This window comes from Streptomyces sp. NPDC001381 (genome assembly GCF_042895685.1).
Lineage (GTDB): Bacteria > Actinomycetota > Actinomycetes > Streptomycetales > Streptomycetaceae > Streptomyces.
Genome location: NZ_JBIAWO010000003.1, coordinates 1,054,129 through 1,074,089 on the forward strand (window position 1 = coordinate 1,054,129; position 19,961 = coordinate 1,074,089).

The window sequence follows — 19,961 nt, forward strand, 5'->3', positions numbered from 1 at the left end:
CTTTGCCGACGCCGAGTCGGCCCGCCGGCCCCGCGACGGCGGACGGTCCGGGCCGTCGGCACCCGGGCAGGGCAGGCGCCCCGCCCGAACCGCTGTCAGGGGAGCGCATCGCGGGCTGCCCGTTCGGCCCGCCCATGCTGCCCCTCCGTACCTGGCACCGGCGGTGGTCACTGCGTATGCAGAAGACGTCGACGACTCCCGCCACCACGAGAGAGATCCCCTTGCGCGATCGCGAGAACGCCAGAAGCCACGGATCCGGCAGCGACCGCGGTCCTGCCGGCAAGCCCGCGCCGGCCCCGGCCTCACCGTTGCACGGCCTGACCGCCCTGCAGTCCACGGCCGGGAACGCCGCCGTCGTCCAGATGCTCCGCCAGGCCGCCCGGCCCAGGGCGCAGCCCGAGGAGCACCAGCACGGCGCGGGCTGCGGTCACGAGGAGACCGGACAGGCGGCCCCCTCCGTGCAGCGGTCCGCCGTCCACGACGTCCTGCGCTCGCCGGGACGGCCCATGGACGACGCCACCCGCACCGACATGGAGGCCCGGCTCGGCGCCGACTTCTCCGACGTCCGCCTCCACACCGACGCGGCCGCCAGGGCGTCCGCCGCCGAGGTCGGCGCCCGCGCCTACACCAGCGGCAGCCACGTCGTCATCGGCGACGGCGGTGCCGACAAGCACACCCTCGCCCACGAACTCACCCACGTCATCCAGCAACGCCAGGGTCCCGTCGCCGGCACGGACAACGGCTCGGGCCTGAAGGTCTCCGACCCCTCCGACCGGTACGAGCGCGAGGCGGAGGCCAACGCCACGCGCGTGATGAGCGCCGCCCCCGTGCAGCGGTCGTCCGACGGGGCGCCGGAACCTCCGCGGGTATCCCGGGGCGGGGTGATCCAGCGGACGCTGACCAGACCGGCGGACGCGCAGACCCAGAACGACCAGGTGGACCAGCTCGAGTTTCTGACGGGGTTCTGGGTTCCCGCGGAGACGTTCGGCGAGAACGGGGAACTGCCGCCCGAGCCGACGCACGCCCGGCTGCAGCAGACCAACGCCGACGACGTGGACCTGCTGCGGGTGCAGAGCGCGTTCACGCTTCCGCGGCGAGCCGCGGGACGCCGGGGCGGGGCGCTGCACACCCAGTGGACCGCCCAGTACCAGTCGTCGTTCTTCCTCTACACGATCGAACTGATCAACGATCCGGACGGCCACGCCAGCCAGATCCTGATCGACACCGACGCCCCGTTCCGCATCACCCGCAGAACGCTGCGCGGGTCGGGCGGCCGGTCCGGTGGCCGCACCTACGCCTTCGGCGACCGGTGGGGCGTCAATCCGCACGCCGGGCTCACCCCGGACGAGGCGGTGCAGCGCTTCGGGCTCGACGCGGACAGTTTCGTGGACGCGGCGCAGGCCGGGGCCCAGAACCTCACTCTGCTGCCGTTCGAGGCCACCCAGCCCGTGGTGCACTACGTCCCCGCCGGACGGCACGACCCGAAGTTCCTCAACAACAACCGCCGCTTCCTGTCCGGGCCGGGCTTCGACGCGCTCGGCCAGGACACGAGGACCGCCTCCGGGGTGTCCACGCGGCCGCAGGTGGACCGCCGTGACGGCCAGCGCGGCACCGCCGCCGCCATGGGCAACACCCAGGCCCACGAGTGGATGGGCCCGGGCAACGGAGGAGGCGTGGGGCAACTCGCCAAGTACGAGTGGTGCCATCTGATCGGCGACGGGGACGGCGGTCCGAGCGACTTCCGCAACCTCGTCATCGGCACCAACGCCGTGAACACCGAACAGCTGGCCATGGAAACCGGCCTCAGGGAACTCATTCCCCAGGTCAGGGCCCGGGGCTACGACATCAGGCTGGACGTCGTCGCCTCCGTGGTGCAGGCCCCGATGGAACAGGTCCATCCGCCCGCCACCCGCGGCCTCCCCGACCGGCTCCAGGCCGACTGGATCAGTTACGCGATCTCCCTGGTCCCGGTCGGGAACATCAACGGCCCGCAGACCCCCGTCCACCGCCAGATCATGGACGCCACGCGCGGCACGATCACCGAGTCCGAGTTCGTGGTCCTGCGGGCGACCGTGAAGACCGCGATCAGAACGGCGCTGGGCGTCTGACCCACGGAAACGCCCTGCCGTCTCCGGCACGGAGACGGCAGGACGCACAGGATGTCCGCGGAACGGCCCGCGGGAGCGGCGACTACGTCGCGCGCCGCCGCCGCGACCCGGGCCGCCGCTCGCTCGGCCGCGTCACCGGGTCCCCGGCCTCCAGCGCCGAGGCGCGCCGCCGCAGCCCGAAGTCGGCCAGCGCCTCCGCCAGCTTGTGCACGGACGGCTCGGGCGCCATGACGTCCACCCGGAGCCCGTGCTCCTCGGCGGTCTTGGCGGTCGCCGGACCGATGCAGGCGATGACCGTCACGTTGTGCGGCTTGCCCGCGATGCCCACCAGGTTCCGCACGGTCGAGGACGACGTGAAGAGCACGGCGTCGAAGCCACCGCCCTTGATCGCCTCCCGGGTCTCCGCCGGCGGCGGCGAGGCCCGCACGGTCCGGTAGGCCGTGACGTCGTCGACCTCCCAGCCCAGCTCGATCAGCCCGGCGACCAGGGTCTCCGTGGCGATGTCGGCGCGCGGCAGGAAGACGCGGTCGATCGGGTCGAACACCGGGTCGTAGGGAGGCCAGTCCTCCAGCAGACCCGCCGCGGACTGCTCACCGCTCGGCACCAGGTCCGGCTTCACACCGAACGCGATCAGCGCCTTGGCGGTCTGCTCGCCCACCGCGGCGACCTTGATGCCCGCGAAGGCACGGGCGTCGAGCCCGTACTCCTCGAACTTCTCCCGCACGGCCTTGACGGCGTTGACGGAGGTGAAGGCGATCCACTCGTAACGGCCCGTCACGAGCCCCTTGACGGCCCGCTCCATCTGCTGGGGCGTGCGCGGCGGTTCCACGGCGATCGTCGGCACCTCGTGCGGCACGGCCCCGTACGACCGCAGCTGGTCGGAGAGCGACGCCGCCTGCTCCTTCGTGCGCGGTACGAGGACCTTCCAGCCGAACAGCGGCTTGGACTCGAACCACGCGAGCTGGTCGCGCTGGGCCGGTGCGGAGCGCTCGCCGACCACGGCTATCACCGGGCGGCCGCCCTCCGGCGAGGGCAGCACCTTCGCCTGCTTCAGCGTCTGCGCGATCGTGCCGAGCGTCGCCGTCCAGGTCCGCTGACGGGTCGTCGTACCGGCCACCGTGACGGTCATCGGCGTATCGGGCTTGCGGCCCGCCGACACCAGCTCACCGGCGGCCGCCGCGACCGAGTCGAGCGTCGTCGACACGACCACGGTCCCGTCGGAGGCGCCCACCTCGGTCCAGCAGCGGTCCGAGGCCGTGCGCGCGTCCACGAACCGGACGTCCGCGCCCTGCGCGTCCCGCAGCGGCACACCGGCGTACGCGGGGACGCCGACGGCGGCCGCGACACCCGGCACCACCTCGAACGGCACCCCGGCGGCAGCGCACGCGAGCATTTCCTCCGCCGCGTACGTATCAAGTCCCGGGTCCCCGGACACCGCACGGACGACCCGCCTGCCGCCCCGCGCGGCCTCCATGACAAGATGTGAGGCATCCCGCACAACGGGTACCTCAACGGTTGTTGACGTGCCGTCGACAAGCGTCGGGTGAGGTGTGCCCGTGCCCGGAAGCGGGTCCGACGAAGGACCTGTTTCCGCGGTCACGACGGACACGCCGGGCCGCGCGTGCGTCCGTACGACGTCGAGCACCTCGTGCTCGGCGACGAGGACGTCCGCGTTCGCCAGCGCCTCCACGGCGCGCAGAGTCAGCAGTCCCGGATCCCCGGGTCCGGCACCCAGGAAGGTGACGTGCCCGTGCTCAGGACCGACGGCAGGAAGGGCGGTGGGGCTCACAGTGCTCGCTCCCCCATCAGACCGGCCGCGCCCTGGGCGAGCATCTCGGCGGCGAGTTCGCGACCGAGCGCCATTGCCCGGTCGTGCGTCTCGGGCACGGGACCGGTGGTGGACAGCTGCACCATGCGGGTGCCGTCGGTGGTGCCGACGACGCCCCGCAGGCGCATTTCCTTGACAATCTGCCCGTCGGCCAGAAGGTCGGCCAGCGCGCCCACAGGGGCACTGCAACCGGCCTCCAGGGCGGCGAGCAGGGACCTTTCGGCGGTCACGGCGACCCGCGTGAACGGGTCGTCGAGCGCGCCGAGCCCGGCGACGAGCGCTGCGTCCTCGGCGGTGTGCCCCGCCCTGCACTCGATCGCCAGTGCTCCCTGGCCGGGAGCGGGCAAAACCGTGTCCACCGACAGGAAGTCGGTGACCTCGTCGATGCGGCCGATGCGGTTCAGTCCGGCCGCGGCCAGCACCACCGCGTCCAGCTCGCCGCCGCGCACGAACCCGATCCGGGTGTCGACGTTGCCCCGTATCGGGACCGTCTCGATGTCGAGTCCGTGGCTGCGCGCGTACGCGTTGAGCTGGGCCATGCGGCGCGGCGAACCGGTGCCGATGCGCGCCCCGCGCGGGAGGTCGGTGAACTTCAGCGCGTCCCTGGCGACGATCACGTCGCGCGGGTCCTCGCGCACCGGTATGGCGGCCAGGACCAGGTCCTCGGGCTGCGTGGTCGGCAGGTCCTTCAGCGAGTGAACCGCGAAGTCGACCTCACCCCGGAGCAGCGCGTCCCGCAGGGCCGTGACGAACACACCGGTGCCGCCGATCTGCGCGAGGTGCTCGCGGGAGACATCGCCGTAGGTGGTGATCTCGACGAGTTCGACGGGCCGTCCGGTCACCCGGGTGACGGCTTCCGCGACCTGCCCGGACTGGGCCATGGCGAGCTTGCTCCGCCGTGTCCCCAGTCTCAGTGCCCTTGTACTCATGCCGCTCATGCCGGCCCTCGGTTCTCTGCGTTCTTCTCGGTGCTGTCCTCGGCCCGGGACACGGCGGCCACCGCGTCCTGGTCGAGGTCGAACAGGGTGCGCAACGCGTCCGCGTATCCGGCGCCGCCGGGCTCGGCCGCGAGCTGCTTGACCCTGACGGTCGGCGCGTGCAGCAGCTTGTCGACGACGCGCTTGACGGTCTGCGTGATCTCGGCGCGGTGCTTGTCGTCGAGTCCGGGCAGCCGCCCTTCGAGGCGCGCGATCTCACCGGCGACCACGTCGGCGGCCATCGTGCGCAGCGCGACCACGGTCGGCGTGATGTGCGCGGCCCGCTGGGCGGCACCGAACGCGGCGACCTCGTCGGAGACGATCCGCCGCACCTGGTCCACGTCGGCGGCCATGGGCGCCTCGGCCGAGGCCTCCGCCAGCGACTCGATGTCCACCAGCCGCACGCCGGCCAGCCGGTGCGCGGCCGCGTCGATGTCCCGGGGCATCGCGAGGTCCAGCAGGAACAGCACCGGCTCGGGGCGCACGGGCGGGGCGACCGGCTCGGGCCTGCGGCGCTCGGGGATGCGGCCGACGGCGGCGGCGGTCGCGGCGAGCGCGGTGATCAGCTCGGCGTCGGCCTCGGGGCTGCGCCGGCCGGCCGTACGGCGGTCCACCGTGGCGTTGTCGACCCAGGCGGCGTGCTGTTCCAGCGTGGCCGCGTCCATGCCGGCCACGGCGGCCTCCCCCATGACGGAGAAGCCGGGCTGCTGCACGGCGGCCAGGTCCAGCGGACATCCGTCCTCGGTCCCGACGGAGGTCGGCGGCAGCGGTCGTACGGCGTCCCCGGACCCGGTGACGGCGGCGGGCGCGCCCGTGCGGTCCTCGACCGCCGCGGCGACGGCCTCCGCGGTGAGGACGAGTCCCGTCGCCCCCGTACAGGAGACGGCGACGTCGGCACGTGTCAGCTCGGCCGGCACCGATTCGATCGGGACCGCGCGGGCCACCACGTCCGTGCCCTCGTCCTCGGTCAGTATCCGGGCGAGCCGCTCGGCGCGGTCGAAGGTGCGGTTGGCGACGACGACCTCGGCGACACCGGCGCGCGCGAGGGTCGCGGCGGCCAGCGAGGACATCGAACCCGCCCCGATGACCAGCGCCTTCCTGCCCCGCGCCCAGTCCTGCACGTCCCCGCCCGCGGCGAGCTGCTCCAGGCCGAAGGTGACCAGGGACTGCCCGGCGCGGTCGATGCCGGTCTCGGAGTGGGCGCGCTTGCCGACCCGCAGGCCCTGCTGGAACAGGTCGTTCATCAGCCGGCCGGCGGTGTGCAGCTCCTGCGCCCTGGCGAGGGAGTCCTTGAGCTGGCCGAGGATCTGGCCCTCGCCGACGACCATCGAGTCCAGGCCGCAGGCCACCGAGAACAGGTGGTGGACGGCACGGTCCTCGTAGTGCACGTAGAGGTAGGGGGTGAGCTCCTCCAGGCCGACGCCGCTGTGCTGGGCCAGCAGCGTGGACAGCTCGGCGACGCCCGCGTGGAACTTGTCCACGTCGGCGTAGAGCTCGATGCGGTTGCAGGTGGCGAGGACGGCGGCCTCGGCGGCCGGTTCGGCGGCGACCGTGTCCTGGAGCAGCTTGAGCTGGGCGTCCGCGGAGAGGGAGGCCCGCTCCAGGACACTGACCGGTGCGCTGCGGTGGCTCAGCCCGACGACGAGGAGACTCATGCCGGCATCACGGCGGGTACGTCCCCGTCGGGTCCCTGGTCGGTTTCCTGGGAGGCCTCGCGGCTCGCGGGGGCGGGCCCGGCGCCGTCGGGCAGCGCGGCCTCCTCGCCGGCCTTGCGCTGCTCGTGGAAGGCGAGGATCTGCAGCTCGATGGAGAGGTCGACCTTGCGCACGTCGACGCCGTCCGGGACGGACAGCACGGTCGGCGCGAAGTTCAGGATGGAGGTGACCCCGGCGGCCACGAGCCGGTCGCAGACCTGCTGGGCGGCACCGGCGGGAGTGGCGATGACACCGATCGACACGCCGTTGTCCGTGATGATCTTCTCGAGGTCGTCGGTGTGCTGGACGGGGATGCCGGCGACGGGCTTTCCGGCCATCGCGGGATCGGCGTCGATGAGCGCGGCGACCCGGAAGCCACGGGAGGCGAACCCGCCGTAGTTGGCCAGGGCGGCGCCGAGGTTTCCGATACCGACGATCACGACCGGCCAGTCCTGGGTGAGCCCCAGCTCACGGGAGATCTGGTAGACGAGATACTCGACGTCGTAGCCGACACCGCGCGTTCCGTAGGAACCCAGGTAGGAGAAGTCCTTGCGCAGCTTGGCGGAGTTGACCCCCGCCGCCGCGGCCAGTTCCTCGGAGGAGACCGTGGGTACCGAGCGCTCCGACAGTGCGGTCAGCGCGCGGAGGTACAGCGGAAGCCTGGCGACGGTGGCCTCGGGAATCCCTCGGCTACGGGTCGCCGGTCGGTGAGTTCGGCCAGTTGCCACGGTGCTCCTGCGGGTAGAGCGGGGCTGAAGGCGGCCACACGTAACCGGACCGCCCCGTCGACAGCAGGCTATGTCTTTGTGAACGCGTGCACAAAGATGGTGTCCGATTTGCCCGGCCAACGTGACCGGGGTCACGCGCGTCGTTCCGGGGGTCGTCCCTGGGGGCAAAACCGACACACTCCTCGTGAATCCCGCCCCCGAGACCAAACCGCCATCGATCCTAAGCGACACCCGGCGTGTCTTGTACTAGCCGGTCAGTTCCTTGCGGAGGCGCTCCTCGTCCACCCGCCAGAAGGTGTGCTGCCTGCCGTCCACCAGGACGACGGGGATCTGCTCCCAGTACGCGTCGTGGAGCGCGCGGTCCCGGGTGATGTCCTTCTGCTCCCAGGGCACGCCGAGTTCGCCGCAGACCTTCGCGACGACCGCCTCGGCGTCCTCGCACAGATGGCAGTCGGGTTTCCCGATGAGCGTGACGAGCCGGTCCTGCGGGGCCGGCCCCTTCCGTCGAAAGAGGGGACTCATACGGGCCATTCTCGCGCCTCTTTAACGGTGAGGTCGTGGAGAGTTCACACCGTCCGAACCTCACAGCTCCGGAACCACCGAACAAAATGGCTATGCTCACGCCATGGCCGCTCTCGGATGGCTCACCCCCCGTAGGCGCTCCGCCACGGCGCGGAGCGTGTTGGCTGGCGAAGCCTCGGCTGAGGCCGCCCGCAAGTCCACGCAGGAAGATCAGCACACGGCTGCGGACATAGGAGCCGAACCGCAGTTCCCGGTGCACGGCGACGCGCTGGCCGCCGCCTTCTTCGACCTGGACAACACCGTGATGCAGGGCGCCTCCCTGTTCCACTTCGGCCGTGGCCTGTACAAACGCAAGTTCTTCGAGACCCGCGACCTGGTCCGGTTCGCCTGGCAGCAGGCGTGGTTCCGGATGGCCGGCCTCGAGGACCCCGAACACATGCAGGACGCCCGCGACTCGGCGCTGTCCATCGTGAAGGGCCATCGCGTCGCCGAGCTGCAGTCGATCGGCGAGGAGATCTACGACGAGTACATGGCCGAGCGCATCTGGCCGGGCACCCGGGCCCTCGCCCAGGCCCACCTGGACGCGGGCCAGAAGGTGTGGTTGGTCACAGCCGCCCCGGTGGAGATCGCCCAGGTGATCGCCCGCCGCCTCGGACTGACCGGCGCGCTCGGCACGGTCGCGGAGTCCGTCGACGGCGTCTACACGGGCAAGCTCGTCGGCGAGCCGCTGCACGGGCCCGCCAAGGCGGAGGCGGTACGCGCCCTGGCCGCCGCGGAGGGCCTGGACCTCTCCCGCTGCGCCGCCTACAGCGACTCCCACAACGACATCCCGATGCTCTCCCTCGTCGGCCACCCCTACGCCATCAACCCCGACAGCAAGCTGCGCAAGCACGCCGCGAGCCTCGACTGGCGTCTGCGCGACTACCGCACGGGCCGCAAGGCGGCGAAGGTAGGCATCCCGGCGGCGGCGGGGGTCGGCGCGGTGGCGGGCGGCACGGCCGCGGCCATCGCCCTGCATCGCCGGCGCAGGTGACCTGTCAACCCACGCACAAAGGACGGTCGTACCCCTTACGGCCGTCCTTTATTCGTCGTTGTCCGCGCACAGCCACAACACGCCCCGGACCGACCCGAAACTCGAACCTTTCCGATCAACACTCGCTCACTCTGCGCCACTTGATCGGGCGTCAATCGGGCACAGACGCGACGTAATCGAAGTTTTGAGCAACTCGGTGTAGCAGCGCCTGTACGAAGCGTTATTCTCCTCAGACGCAATCCGGTACCCCCCCTGTCGCTACGACGGGTGAAAGGTCCCGCACTGCACGTGATGGAAGCTCTGCCTCTGGGAGTCCCGTGTACCCACACGTCGGGGTTGACACCTCGGGCCTGGCTACGCTGCGCGCAACGGTCGCTACGGTCCAGTACCTGTTGCGCGGCTTCGTCCCCACCGCGTACGCCGTCCCCGCCTTCGCCACCCCCGCTCCGGCGGGCCCGTGCTACGCACTGGCGGAAGGCAGCGCCGCGGTCGGCAGAAGAGGACGCTCGTCCGGCGGCGCCACCACCGCGGCCCGCCGGCCGGCCGCCGACAGCGACAGCGCCCGGATGATGGACCTCGTCGAGCGGGCCCAGGCCGGCGAGGCCGACGCGTTCGGGCGGCTGTACGACCAGTACAGCGACACCGTCTACCGCTACATCTACTACCGCGTGGGCGGCAAGGCGACCGCCGAGGACCTCACCAGTGAGACGTTCCTGCGCGCCCTGCGGCGCATCGGCACCTTCACCTGGCAGGGCCGCGACTTCGGCGCCTGGCTCGTCACCATCGCCCGCAACCTGGTCGCCGACCACTTCAAGTCGAGCCGCTTCCGCCTTGAGGTCACCACCGGCGAGATGCTCGACGCCAACGAGGTCGAGCGCTCCCCCGAGGACTCCGTCCTGGAGTCCCTCTCCAACGCCGCGCTGCTGGACGCCGTACGCCGGCTCAACCCCCAGCAGCAGGAGTGCGTGACCCTCCGCTTCCTCCAGGGCCTGTCCGTCGCCGAGACCGCACGGGTGATGGGCAAGAACGAGGGTGCCATCAAGACCCTCCAGTACCGCGCCGTCCGCACCCTGGCCCGCCTCCTCCCGGACGACGCCCGCTGACCCACCCGGTCCCCGCACGACTGTCGGCAATCCCCAACTCACGGTCAGTGAAAGTCCGTTGCCTTCCCGATCCGATCATCCTCCGTCCGTAACCCAAGTGCCGCGCCCGTCGTTGAGCGGGATACAGGCTCCCTGTGGTCACGTCCCGGCTCACCCCGATCACTCGATCGGGGGAAAGCGGAACGGGACGTGCAACCCTCGAGACCCCCGGGGAGTCGACCGTCATGACGAGAGGAGGTGCCGCCAGTGATCGCGAACGTATCGGCGCACCGGCGGGCGAACGCCTTCGCCCAGGCCCTGGAGGAGCAGTCCGACCAGGACACGGCGGCCGAGCAGACCGAAGGATCGCCGCCGGCACCGGCCGCTGCGGACCAGACCGAGCAGGGCCATCTCCTGGCCCTCGCGACGAGTCTCGCCGAGCTGCCCAGACCGGAGCTCGATCCCGAGGTCAAGGTCGTCCAGCGGGCCCAGTTGGTGGCCGCGATGGAGGCCATGCTGCAGGCGGGCACCGTGGGAGGCGAGGCAGCGGACACTCCGGTACCGGAGCAGCGATCCCACCGGGCCAGAGGAGCACACCGGGCAGGTCCCCTGGGAAAGCTCCGGCCCCGCGGCCGGCTCGCCAAGGGCCTCACCGCGGGCGGCCTGAGCGTGAGCGTCGCAGCGGGAGCCTTCGGCGGAGTAGCGGCCGCGAGTTCCGACGCCCTCCCCGGTGACGGGCTCTACGGGCTCAAGCGCGGCATCGAGGACTTCAAGCTCAACTACCTGGCCGACGGCGACGACGACCGCGGGCGGACGTACCTCGACCAGGCGTCCACCCGCCTCAGCGAGGCCCGCCGCCTCATGGAGCGCGGCCGCGGCGGCCACCTCGACCACGAGTCCCTGGGCGAGGTCCGCCGCGCGCTGAGCGGCATGCAGCACGACGCCTCCGAGGGCCACCGCCTGCTGCACGAGGCGTACGAGCGCGACCCGGACTCGCTGGGCCCCATCCAGGCCCTGGAGGCCTTCTCCCGCTCGCACCGCGACGCCTGGGGCGCCCTGCGCGAGAAGCTCCCCGTCCAGCTGGGCGACGTGAGCCGGCAGGTCTCCTCGGTCTTCGACGCCATAGACGAAGAGGTCGCCCCGCTGCAGTCCCTGCTCCCCCGGCCCCCCGCCCAGGGCGGCAGCGGCAGACAGGGCTCCGGCCCGTCCTCCCCGGACGCCTCGACGGGCCCGGGCCGCTCGACGCCCCCCAGCGCCGGCGACCCCTCCCAGAGCGGCGGCACGGGCAGCAGCCCCAGCAGGTCGTCCGGCTCCGGCAGCACGGACGACGGCCTCCTGGGCGGCAGCACGGGTGGTCTCCTGGACCAGCCGGAGGGCACCGGCACCACGTCCCCCTCCACCAGCTCCCCGCCCACCGACCCCGACGTCACCATCCCGCCCCTCCTCCCCGGCCTCCTGCCCGGCCTGGGCATCGACAGCGAGGAAGCGGGCTGACACAGCGGTACGGCGATGGGGGCGTCCCTCTCAGGAGGGGCGCCCCCATCGCCGTACCCGAACCCCTGCCCTCCGGATCAGAAGAACACCGAGCGCCGCTGCACCAGCAGCTTGTAGAGGGTGTGCTGGATCTGCTCGCGGACCTGGTCCGTGAGGTTGAACATCAGCATCGGGTCCTCCGCCGCCTCCGGCGGATAGCTGTCCGTCGGGATCGGCTCACCGAACTGGATCGTCCACTTGGTCGGCAGCGGGATCGCCCCCAGCGGCCCCAGCCAGGGAAAGGTCGGCGTCAACGGGAAGTACGGGAAGCCGAGCACCCGGGCGAGCGTCTTCGCGTTGCCGATCATCGGATAGATCTCCTCCGCCCCGACGATCGAGCAGGGAACGATCGGGGCGCCCCGGCGCAGCGCCGTGGAGACGAAGCCACCCCGGCCGAACCGCTGGAGCTTGTAGCGCTCGCTGAAGGGCTTCCCGATGCCCTTGAAGCCCTCCGGCATCACCCCGACCAGTTCCCCCGCCCCGAGCAGCCGTTCGGCGTCCTCCGCGCAGGCGAGGGTGTGCCCGAGCTTGCGCGCCAGCTCGTTCACGACCGGCAGCACGAAGACCAGGTCGGCGGCGAGCAACCGCAGATGACGGCCCGCGGGATGGTGGTCGTGCACGGCGACCTGCATCATCAGGCCGTCCAGCGGCAGCGTCCCGGAGTGGTTCGCGACGATCAGCGCCCCGCCCTCGGCCGGAATGTTCTCGACGCCCTTCACCTCGACCCGGAAGTACTTCTCGTACACCGGCCGCAGCAGCGACATCAGGACCTGGTCGGTGAGCTCCTCGTCGTAGCCGAAGTCGTCGACCTCGTAGTCACCCGTGAGCCGGCGGCGCAGGAAGGACAGCCCGCCCGCGATACGCCGCTCCAGGCCCCCCTCGTCCCGCGCATCCGTGGTCACAGGAACATCATCCTGCCCGATCGCCCTGGTGGGCAGGGGCTGGACCTCGCCGATCTCACCCGCCTCGCCGATCTCACGGACCGGCGCGGGCTCGCCGTTGTTGCGCCGGCTCCCCCCGCTCCGTCGCCGCGGCGACCGCGCTGCGGCGCTCCCGCGGGTCCGGTCGTCGTCGAACGGAATGACCTTGGCGTCCGCCATCGTTGATGCGCTCCTCAGTTGGCGCTCGGCGTCGGGGGGTGGGCCGCGGAGTGGCCGCTCCGGGCGAGGGGCAGCGCGGCGATCCGGTCGACGGCCCCCGCGACGGCCTCGGGCGGCAGCAGCCCGGGCCGCTGGCTGCGCGCGAAGTCCGCGAACGCCTCGGCGGTCGTGTACTTCGGGGTGAACCCGAGCGTCTCACGCATCTGCGTCGTCGACACGACCCGCCCATGGGTCAGCAGCCGGATCTGCTCGGGCGAGAAGTCCGTCATCCCCAGCGTCCGCACCAGCGACCCCGCCCAGGTGACGGCCGGCAGCAGCAGCGGCACGGTGGGCCGTCCGAGCCGCCGCGAGCACTGCGACAGCAGCAGGACACCGTCCCCGGCGATGTTGAAGGTGCCGCTGTTGAGCGTGCCCCGCTCCGGCTCGTGCGAGGCGATCCGCAGCACCTCGATCACGTCGTCCTCGTGCACGAACTGCAGCCGGGGGTCGTACCCGAGCACGGTGGGCAGCACGGGCAGCGCGAAGTACGAGGCGAGCGGGGTCTCCGCGGTGGGCCCGAGGATGTTCGCGAACCGCAGCACGCACACGGCGACGTCGGGCCGCCGCCGGGCGAACCCCCGCACGTATCCCTCGACCTCGACGGTGTCCTTGGCGAAGCCGCCGCTCGGCAGCGACTTGGCGGCGGTGGTCTCGGTGAAGACGGCGGGATCCCGGGGCGCGGACCCGTACACGTTGGTGGAGGACTTGACGACCAGCCGCTTCACACTGGGCGACTTCTGGCAGGCGCCGAGCAGCTGCATGGTCCCGATGACGTTGGTCTCCTTGACCATGGTCCGGCTGCCGCTGGCCAGCGCGGTACCCGTCACGTCCAGGTGTACGACCGTGTCGGCGCCGGTCTCCGCCAGCACGCGCGCGATGGTGGGCTGGCGGATGTCGGCCTGGACGAACTCGGCACCGCCCAGATGGTGCTCGGGCCGTACGGCGTCCACCCCGACGACGCGCTCGACGTCCGGGTCACGCAGAATCCGTCGGACGAACCGGCCCCCCAGCTGACGGGCCACTCCGGTCACGAGCACGACCTTCCCCAAGACCAGCGCCTTCCTCTCGTCCGCACTGATGCACTGCTCGTACCCTGCCGCGTTCCCCGTCTGCGGGCCAACCTATCGGGTCGATGTTGCGCCGTGATGACCACCCGATGCCCGACGTGACGACGGAGATCGGTCATACGACCAGATCAGCGGCGTGCTCGTCCAGACATACGCGCGGAATTCAGCCCACCGCACACCGCCCGGACATGCGTGTGGCCCCCCGCCGGCAGAACCGGCTGGGGGGCCACACCACGCTTCCGCGGCTCACGTCGAGCGAAGCGGGGACGCGTCCCCGCTTCCCGTAAGGACTGGCCTTACTTCTTGTTACGACGCTGAACGCGCGTGCGCTTGAGCAGCTTGCGGTGCTTCTTCTTGGCCATCCGCTTGCGCCGCTTCTTGATAACAGAGCCCACGACTACCCTCGCTCACTTCTCATCACTCGGTGTTTGGGCGCCATGGGCCCATACGACCTACGAGGGGCCAGCCTACCCGCCCCGAGCGCCGAGGTCGTAATCGAGGGCTCCGGAGGGGTCCGAGGTGCCCTGTGACGCTGTTGCCGAACCCCTCCGTCATCGCCGTGTCAGGCGGTTTCCACCCCCACATAACTCTCGCGGAGGTACTCGTGCACCGCTTGCTCGGGGACGCGGAAGGACCGCCCCACCCGGATCGCGGGCAGATGACCGCTGTGCACCAGGCGGTACACGGTCATCTTGGACACTCGCATCACCGAGGCGACTTCCGCCACGGTAAGGAACTGAACCTCGTTCAGAGGCCTTTCGCCAGCTGCAGCCATGACACACCTGAACCTTCCGCACTCGACGGCCACCGGCTTCCCCTTCCGGTGACTCTTCGTCGTTGCGTGCTCACTCCCCAATGTAGGGGCGGGTGATGCGAGTGGGGAAGAGGTGCACCCATCGCAGGCCTACTGTGACAGACACGCTCGATTGAGTACGTAGCGGGTCAGCGGCAGGTAGTAATCGGACCGCACGCCGTCATCAAGTGGAACAGCGACGGACACGGCCCCCTCGGCCTCGCCCACGAACACCGCGGGGTCGTCGGTGTCGGCCAGCCCGATGGCCTCGAACCCCAGCTGACCTGCCCCGCAGACCCAGCCATGATCGCCGATCACAAGATCCGGCAGCGGCCGGCCCTCCTCGGCGGCCGCACCCAGCGCCACCCGAACCGGCAGCGGCGAGTGACTGTGCAGGGGGGTCGCACAACCGGCGCGCTCACCGGCCCCCTCCCGGACGACCCCGACCCCCCGTACGTAGTCGAGGCGGGCCGTACGTAGACCGAACCGGGTCGTTATGTCGACACAGCGACCCTGCGCAAGGGTGAGGACAGTACATCCCACCGCCGACAAAGCGTCCGCAAGCCCGGCGTAGAACCCGAGGAGCCGCTGCGGATGGCCGGTCCCGAACAACACCGCCCCACCACGCTGGGCGACCGCACCCACCCGCTCGGCGAAGGCATCGAGCGCGGCGACGGTCCGCCCGGGATCAATCACATCCTGCCCGGAAACACACCGAGGATCGGCCGAAACCCCACATCTATCGGCCATCAACGCCACCAACTCCCGCTCCCCCCAGACCCCTTCGGGATCAATCCCGATCAGAACCCGAGGATCCCGAGCAGCGAACGCCCGATACCTCCGCAGACTCACCTCCCGAGAAGTCCCCACCACCCCCGCCAACCCCGCCCCCACGAGATAGGCCCCGATCCCACCATCACTCACCACCCCCAGATGCTGACCCACCCCCGAACCCCCCTGCCACGGGAACGACGGAAGTCCGCACGGTTGGCGTAGGGGGCGGGTGGGGGGAGGGGCGCGGCCTGGCCGGGGTGAGGGAGGGACGGGGGAGGGGCGCGGCCGGGGTGAGGGGCGGGGTGGGGCGGGCAGCCTGGCAGGGGTGGGTGCGGGGGCGGAGCCCCGCGAGGGGTGCAGGGGACGCAGTCCCCGCCGGGGGGGCGGGGGCGGAGCCGCGCTGGGGCCCGGGGCGGAGCCCCGAGCGCCGGGGTGCAGGGGACGCAGTCCCCGCTGGGGCCCGGGGCGAAGCCCCGAACGAGGGCCACTCCCCAACCCACCGAGTCGGGCGGGCGGGTGGGCAAACCCCGGCAGGGGACGCAGTCCCCGCCGGGGTGCAGGGGCGGAGCCCCGCCGGGGCCCGGGGCGGAGCCCCGGACGAGGGTTGCTCCTCAACCCACCGAGTCGGGCGGGCGGGTGGGCGAAACCCCCACCTACGCCAACAACCCCCGCAACGGAAACACCGCCCGCCGAGCAGCCAGCACAGCCTGATCCAGCCGATCCGCGGGGTCGTACCCCGCCTCCCACCCGGCCCACTCCACCGGCCACCGCCCATCCGTCATCCGCACCGGCGCCAACTGCCGCGTACGAGCGAACACATCCTGCCGCCAGCTCTCCGGGATCACCGTCTCCGGCGCCACCGCCTTCCCCGCCACGATCCCCACCAGATGCGCCCAGGACCGCGGCACCACATCCACCACCGCGTAACCACCCCCGCCCAACGCGACCCACTTCCCCCCGGCGTACTCGTGCGCCAGGTCGTGACACGCCACCTGCACCGCCCGCTGCGCATCCAGCGACACCGCGAGATGAGCCAGCGGATCCTCGAAATGCGTATCGGCCCCGTGCTGGGTCACCAGCACATCCGGCCGGAAATCAGCGATCAGCTCCGGCACCACGGCGTGGAACGCCCGCAGCCACCCCGCGTCCCCGGTCCCCGCCGGCAGCGCCACGTTCACCGACGCCCCCTCCCCCGCCCCCGCCCCGGTCTCCTCCGGCCACCCCGTCTGCGGGAACAACGTACGAGGATGCTCGTGCAACGAGATCGTCAGCACCCGCGGGTCCTCCCAGAACGCGGCCTGCACCCCGTCCCCGTGATGCACGTCCACATCCACATAGGCGACCCGCTCGGCCCCCAGCTCCAGCAGCCGGGCGATCGCCAACGACGCGTCGTTGTAGATGCAGAACCCCGACGCACCCCCGGGCATCGCATGATGCAGCCCACCCGCGAAGTTCACCGCGTGCAGCGCGTCCCCCCGCCACACCGCCTCCGCGGCCCCCACGGACAACCCGGCGATGACCGACGACACCTCGTGCATCCCCACGAACGCGGGATCGTCCATGGTCCCCAGCCCGTACCCCGCGTCCGCCGCCGCCGGATCGGCCGAGGCCGCCTTCACGGCCTCGACGTAGTCCTCCCGGTGCACGAGCCGCAGCGTCGACTCCCCGGCCGGCTTGGCCCCTACGACCTCCACCTCCCGGTCGAGCCCCAGGGCACCCACCAACCTCCGGGTCAGCTCCAGCCGGACCGGATCCATCGGATGCTCCGGACCGAAGTCATAGCCCGTTACTGCCTCGTCCCACATCAGCTGTGCGCGGCCGCTCATGCCCGCCACCGTATCGGTCCGGTTGAGCGGCGAACGACCTGGCGTACACCAACGTCACCAGCACCAACACCATCGGCACCACCATCGCCCCCCGATAGCTCCACGCGTCCCCCAACGCCCCCACCAACGGCGACCCCACCAGGAACCCGACGTAGTTGAAGACGTTGAGCCGAGCGATGGCCGCGTCCGAGTCCCCCGGAAACAACCGCCCCGCCGCGGCGAAGGTCTGCGGCACCAGCACGCACAGCCCCAGCCCCACCAGAGTGAACCCACCCATCCCCGCCCAGGCGCCCGGCGCCGCCGCCACCACCGCGAACCCCACCGCGGCCACCAGCGCCCCCAGCCGCACCACCGCCGCCGCACCGAACCGCCGCACCCCGTGGTCCCCGATGGTCCGCCCGACCAGCGTGGTGACCATGTACACGTTGTACGGCACCGTCGCCAGCTGCTCCGAACTCCCCAGCACGTCCTGCAGATACTTCGCGCTCCAGTTGGAGACGGTCGAGTCCCCGATGTAGGCGAAGCACATCACGAGACACAGCGGCAGGAGCATCCTGAAGACGAGCCCGCCGCCGTCCCCTCGCTTCTGCGCCACCTCGGGTCCGCCGCCGTCCCGCTCCCGGCCTCCCGCACCCTGCCCGTCGACGTACCACCGGCTCCCCACGAGCGCCGCCGGCAGCAGCACCGCCACCACGGGCAGATACGACACCCACAGCGCGAGATGCCAGTGCGCCCCCGCCCACGCCAGCGAGGCGCCCACGATCCCACCCAGGCTGTACGCGGCATGGAAGCTCAGCATGATGCTGCGCCCGTACGTCCGCTGCAGACTCACCCCGAGCATGTTCATCGAGGCGTCCAGCGCCCCCACGGCGAGCCCGAAGACGGCCAGGGCGAGTCCCAGCAGGGCCATCGAGTCCCCCGCCCCCACCCCGAGCAGCGCCAGCAGCACCACCGGCTGGGACCAGCGCAGCAGCCCGCTGGCGGGTATCCGCTTCACCAGCTGCTCGGTCGTCACGCTCCCGAGCCCGGCGAGGACGGGCACGGCGGCGAGGAAGGCGGGCAGCAGCGCGTCCGAGACGCCGTACCGGTCCTGGATCGCCGGAATCCGGGTCACGAGCAGGGCGAACGCGGCGCCCTGCGCGAAGAAGCTGAACGCCAACGAGGCCCTACCGCGCCGCAGCACTTCTGTCATGGCGGCGAGCGTAGGGCCCCGGCGTACTCGTGGGTAGATCCAGCCAAAGATGAATTTCCCTCAGCTTTGTCGTCCGGCGGCGGCCAGGGCGACCGCGCGACGCCCCTCGCCCCCCACCCGCGCGCCGTCCAGCGCCCCACCCCGGGCAACTTCGGCCACAGTCACGGCCTCGACCTCGGCCGAGATCATCCGCCCCATCGGCTCGGCGGCGAGCCCGCCGCTGACGACGAACCCGGCCCCGATCGACACCACCATCACCACGGACCCCAGCCACACCATCGTGTCCACCGGCACCGTGTACGCCCCCACGACCCGCAGGACGCACTCCGCGAGCAGCGTCACACCCCACACGACCGAGAAGGCCCGCTCGGCCCGCAGAAAGGCCGTGGAATCCTTCGCCCGGCCGGACATCAGCCGCTCCCAGGCGGCCTCCCTGGCCGCGTCGCCCTTCACGAGGAACGGCTTGAGCCCCGCGGTCATCATCGGCCTCCCCAGCGCCACGGAGACCAGGATCCCGATCGCGACCGCGCTGCTGACCCCGCCGTCCTTGGCGAGCATCAGCCGCGGGTCACCGGACACGAAGCTCAGCAGCAGTCCGACGACGTTCACCACGAGGATGAGCCCGGCGAGCCCGTTGGTCCTGCGCTCCTTGACCAGGCTCCACAGGGTCCGCGCGGCCGGCACCACGCTGCTCCAGGCGAGCGCCGCGAAGGTGCTCATCCCGAAGGCGTCCTTGAAGACGTAGTACGACCCGAGCGGCACCGCCACGTCCACGACGAGCGGGGCGAAGGCGTTCTTCTTGTTCTGCTGCGTCTCGTGCTGGTTCGTCGTCATGTCCCAAGCTTCGCCGCCGGGGAGGGTCCGCCAGTAGAAACGATCGTCAGCAGCCTCGCATGACAAATGTCAGGCCCGTCAGGCCAGCAGGTCCACCAACTCACCCATGTCGGAGAACAGTTGAGTGGCACCGCCGAGCCTGTCCGCCGGCGTCATGGCCGTGAACCCCAGCACGTCCATCCCGGCCGCGACGGCGGCCCGCACACCCAGCGGGGAGTCCTCCACGACCACGCACCGCCCCGGCGCGACCCCCATCCGCTCGGCGGCGTACAGGAACAGATCCGGCGCCGGCTTCCCCCTCCCCACGTCCTGCGAACTGAAGATCCGCTCCTCGTCGAACCACCGGTCCAGCCCCGTCGTGCGATGCCCCACCCGGATCCGCTCATGACTTCCCGAGGACGCCACGCAGTACGGCACGTCGTCCGCGGCCAGCTTCCCGAGTACGCCCACGACGCCGGCCACGGCCTCCAGGTCCTGCTCGAAGGCCGCGAACACCCGCCGGTGAAAGACGTCGTCGAACTCGGCCGGCAGCCGCTTCCCCGTCCTCGCCTCGACCAGGTCATGAACGCGGTGCATGGCCGACCCCATGTAGTCCCGTATGGAGTCCTCGTAGGAGGTGGGATGACCCAGCTCGGTGAGATAGGCGGCCAGCAGCCGGTTGGAGATGGGCTCGCTGTCCACGAGCACTCCATCGTTGTCGAAGATCACCAGGTCGTAGCGCATGCGATAAACCCTAAACGCAGAAAACCCCCGCACCATACGGTGCGGGGGTTCCCCGGAATGATTGTTCGGCGGTGTCCTACTCTCCCACAGGGTCCCCCCTGCAGTACC

Annotated in this window: 18 protein-coding genes; 4 read left to right on the plus strand and 14 right to left on the minus strand. The window is 71.4% G+C overall.

Annotated elements, in window-relative coordinates; all coding sequences use genetic code 11:
* The first annotated feature begins 221 nt into the window (after positions 1-221).
* On the plus strand, positions 222-2,108 hold the full coding sequence (locus ACFY2L_RS18480; RefSeq protein WP_390822802.1) for a DUF4157 domain-containing protein: 1,887 nt from the start codon (positions 222-224) through the stop codon (positions 2,106-2,108).
* A gap of 82 nt (positions 2,109-2,190) precedes the next feature.
* On the opposite strand, the gene ACFY2L_RS18485 is transcribed toward ACFY2L_RS18480, so the two are convergent.
* The 5 genes from ACFY2L_RS18485 to ACFY2L_RS18505 all read right to left on the minus strand — a co-directional run bounded on the left by ACFY2L_RS18485 (position 2,191) and on the right by ACFY2L_RS18505 (position 7,857).
* Complete coding sequence (locus ACFY2L_RS18485; protein ID WP_390657923.1) at positions 2,191-3,897, minus strand: uroporphyrinogen-III synthase; 1,707 nt, start codon at positions 3,895-3,897, stop codon at positions 2,191-2,193.
* A complete protein-coding gene (gene hemC, locus ACFY2L_RS18490) occupies positions 3,894-4,865 on the minus strand; it encodes a hydroxymethylbilane synthase (protein ID WP_390657922.1) in 972 nt (323 codons plus the stop codon). Before hemC ends, ACFY2L_RS18485 begins: the two co-directional genes overlap by 4 nt.
* Before the next feature lie 5 nt (positions 4,866-4,870).
* Positions 4,871-6,568, minus strand: coding sequence for a glutamyl-tRNA reductase (locus tag ACFY2L_RS18495; protein WP_390657921.1), 1,698 nt, complete (start codon positions 6,566-6,568; stop codon positions 4,871-4,873).
* Positions 6,565-7,335, minus strand: coding sequence for a redox-sensing transcriptional repressor Rex (locus ACFY2L_RS18500; RefSeq protein ID WP_390657920.1), 771 nt, complete (start codon positions 7,333-7,335; stop codon positions 6,565-6,567). The genes ACFY2L_RS18495 and ACFY2L_RS18500 overlap by 4 nt, the downstream gene beginning before the upstream one ends.
* Positions 7,336-7,581: 246 nt before the next feature.
* Positions 7,582-7,857 (minus strand): glutaredoxin family protein, encoded by a 276-nt coding sequence (locus ACFY2L_RS18505; RefSeq protein ID WP_390657919.1) that lies wholly within the window; start codon positions 7,855-7,857, stop codon positions 7,582-7,584.
* A gap of 103 nt (positions 7,858-7,960) precedes the next feature.
* Between ACFY2L_RS18505 and ACFY2L_RS18510 the strand changes: the two genes are divergently transcribed.
* The 3 genes from ACFY2L_RS18510 to ACFY2L_RS18520 all read left to right on the plus strand — a co-directional run bounded on the left by ACFY2L_RS18510 (position 7,961) and on the right by ACFY2L_RS18520 (position 11,466).
* On the plus strand, positions 7,961-8,890 hold the full coding sequence (locus ACFY2L_RS18510; RefSeq protein ID WP_390657918.1) for an HAD family hydrolase: 930 nt from the start codon (positions 7,961-7,963) through the stop codon (positions 8,888-8,890).
* 317 nt (positions 8,891-9,207) lie between these two features.
* On the plus strand, positions 9,208-9,993 hold the full coding sequence (locus tag ACFY2L_RS18515) for an ECF subfamily RNA polymerase sigma factor, BldN family (RefSeq protein WP_390657917.1): 786 nt from the start codon (positions 9,208-9,210) through the stop codon (positions 9,991-9,993).
* A gap of 246 nt (positions 9,994-10,239) precedes the next feature.
* A complete protein-coding gene (locus ACFY2L_RS18520) occupies positions 10,240-11,466 on the plus strand; it encodes a DUF5667 domain-containing protein (RefSeq protein ID WP_390822803.1) in 1,227 nt (408 codons plus the stop codon).
* 77 nt (positions 11,467-11,543) lie between these two features.
* On the opposite strand, the gene ACFY2L_RS18525 is transcribed toward ACFY2L_RS18520, so the two are convergent.
* The 9 genes from ACFY2L_RS18525 to ACFY2L_RS18565 all read right to left on the minus strand — a co-directional run bounded on the left by ACFY2L_RS18525 (position 11,544) and on the right by ACFY2L_RS18565 (position 19,853).
* Positions 11,544-12,605 (minus strand): lysophospholipid acyltransferase family protein, encoded by a 1,062-nt coding sequence (locus ACFY2L_RS18525; RefSeq protein WP_390822804.1) that lies wholly within the window; start codon positions 12,603-12,605, stop codon positions 11,544-11,546.
* Positions 12,606-12,619: 14 nt separating this feature from the next.
* On the minus strand, positions 12,620-13,693 hold the full coding sequence (locus ACFY2L_RS18530; protein WP_390657914.1) for an NAD-dependent epimerase/dehydratase family protein: 1,074 nt from the start codon (positions 13,691-13,693) through the stop codon (positions 12,620-12,622).
* 314 nt (positions 13,694-14,007) lie between these two features.
* A complete protein-coding gene (locus ACFY2L_RS18535) occupies positions 14,008-14,106 on the minus strand; it encodes a 30S ribosomal protein bS22 (protein WP_003948845.1) in 99 nt (32 codons plus the stop codon).
* A 167-nt stretch (positions 14,107-14,273) separates the two neighbouring features.
* Positions 14,274-14,486, minus strand: coding sequence for a helix-turn-helix domain-containing protein (locus ACFY2L_RS18540; RefSeq protein WP_004984898.1), 213 nt, complete (start codon positions 14,484-14,486; stop codon positions 14,274-14,276).
* Between the two features lie 129 nt (positions 14,487-14,615).
* A complete protein-coding gene (locus ACFY2L_RS18545; protein ID WP_390822805.1) occupies positions 14,616-15,449 on the minus strand; it encodes a phosphatase in 834 nt (277 codons plus the stop codon).
* Between the two features lie 482 nt (positions 15,450-15,931).
* Positions 15,932-17,104 (minus strand): acetoin utilization protein AcuC, encoded by a 1,173-nt coding sequence (locus tag ACFY2L_RS18550; RefSeq protein WP_390822806.1) that lies wholly within the window; start codon positions 17,102-17,104, stop codon positions 15,932-15,934.
* Positions 17,055-18,296: an MFS transporter gene (locus ACFY2L_RS18555; RefSeq protein ID WP_390657912.1), complete on the minus strand. Its 1,242-nt coding sequence runs from the start codon at positions 18,294-18,296 to the stop codon at positions 17,055-17,057. The genes ACFY2L_RS18550 and ACFY2L_RS18555 overlap by 50 nt, the downstream gene beginning before the upstream one ends.
* Positions 18,297-18,356: 60 nt before the next feature.
* Entirely contained in the window at positions 18,357-19,130 is a 774-nt protein-coding gene (locus ACFY2L_RS18560) for a VC0807 family protein (RefSeq protein ID WP_390822807.1), read from the minus strand.
* A gap of 78 nt (positions 19,131-19,208) precedes the next feature.
* Complete coding sequence (locus ACFY2L_RS18565) at positions 19,209-19,853, minus strand: HAD family hydrolase (RefSeq protein WP_390822808.1); 645 nt, start codon at positions 19,851-19,853, stop codon at positions 19,209-19,211.
* Between the last annotated feature and the right edge of the window lie 108 nt (positions 19,854-19,961).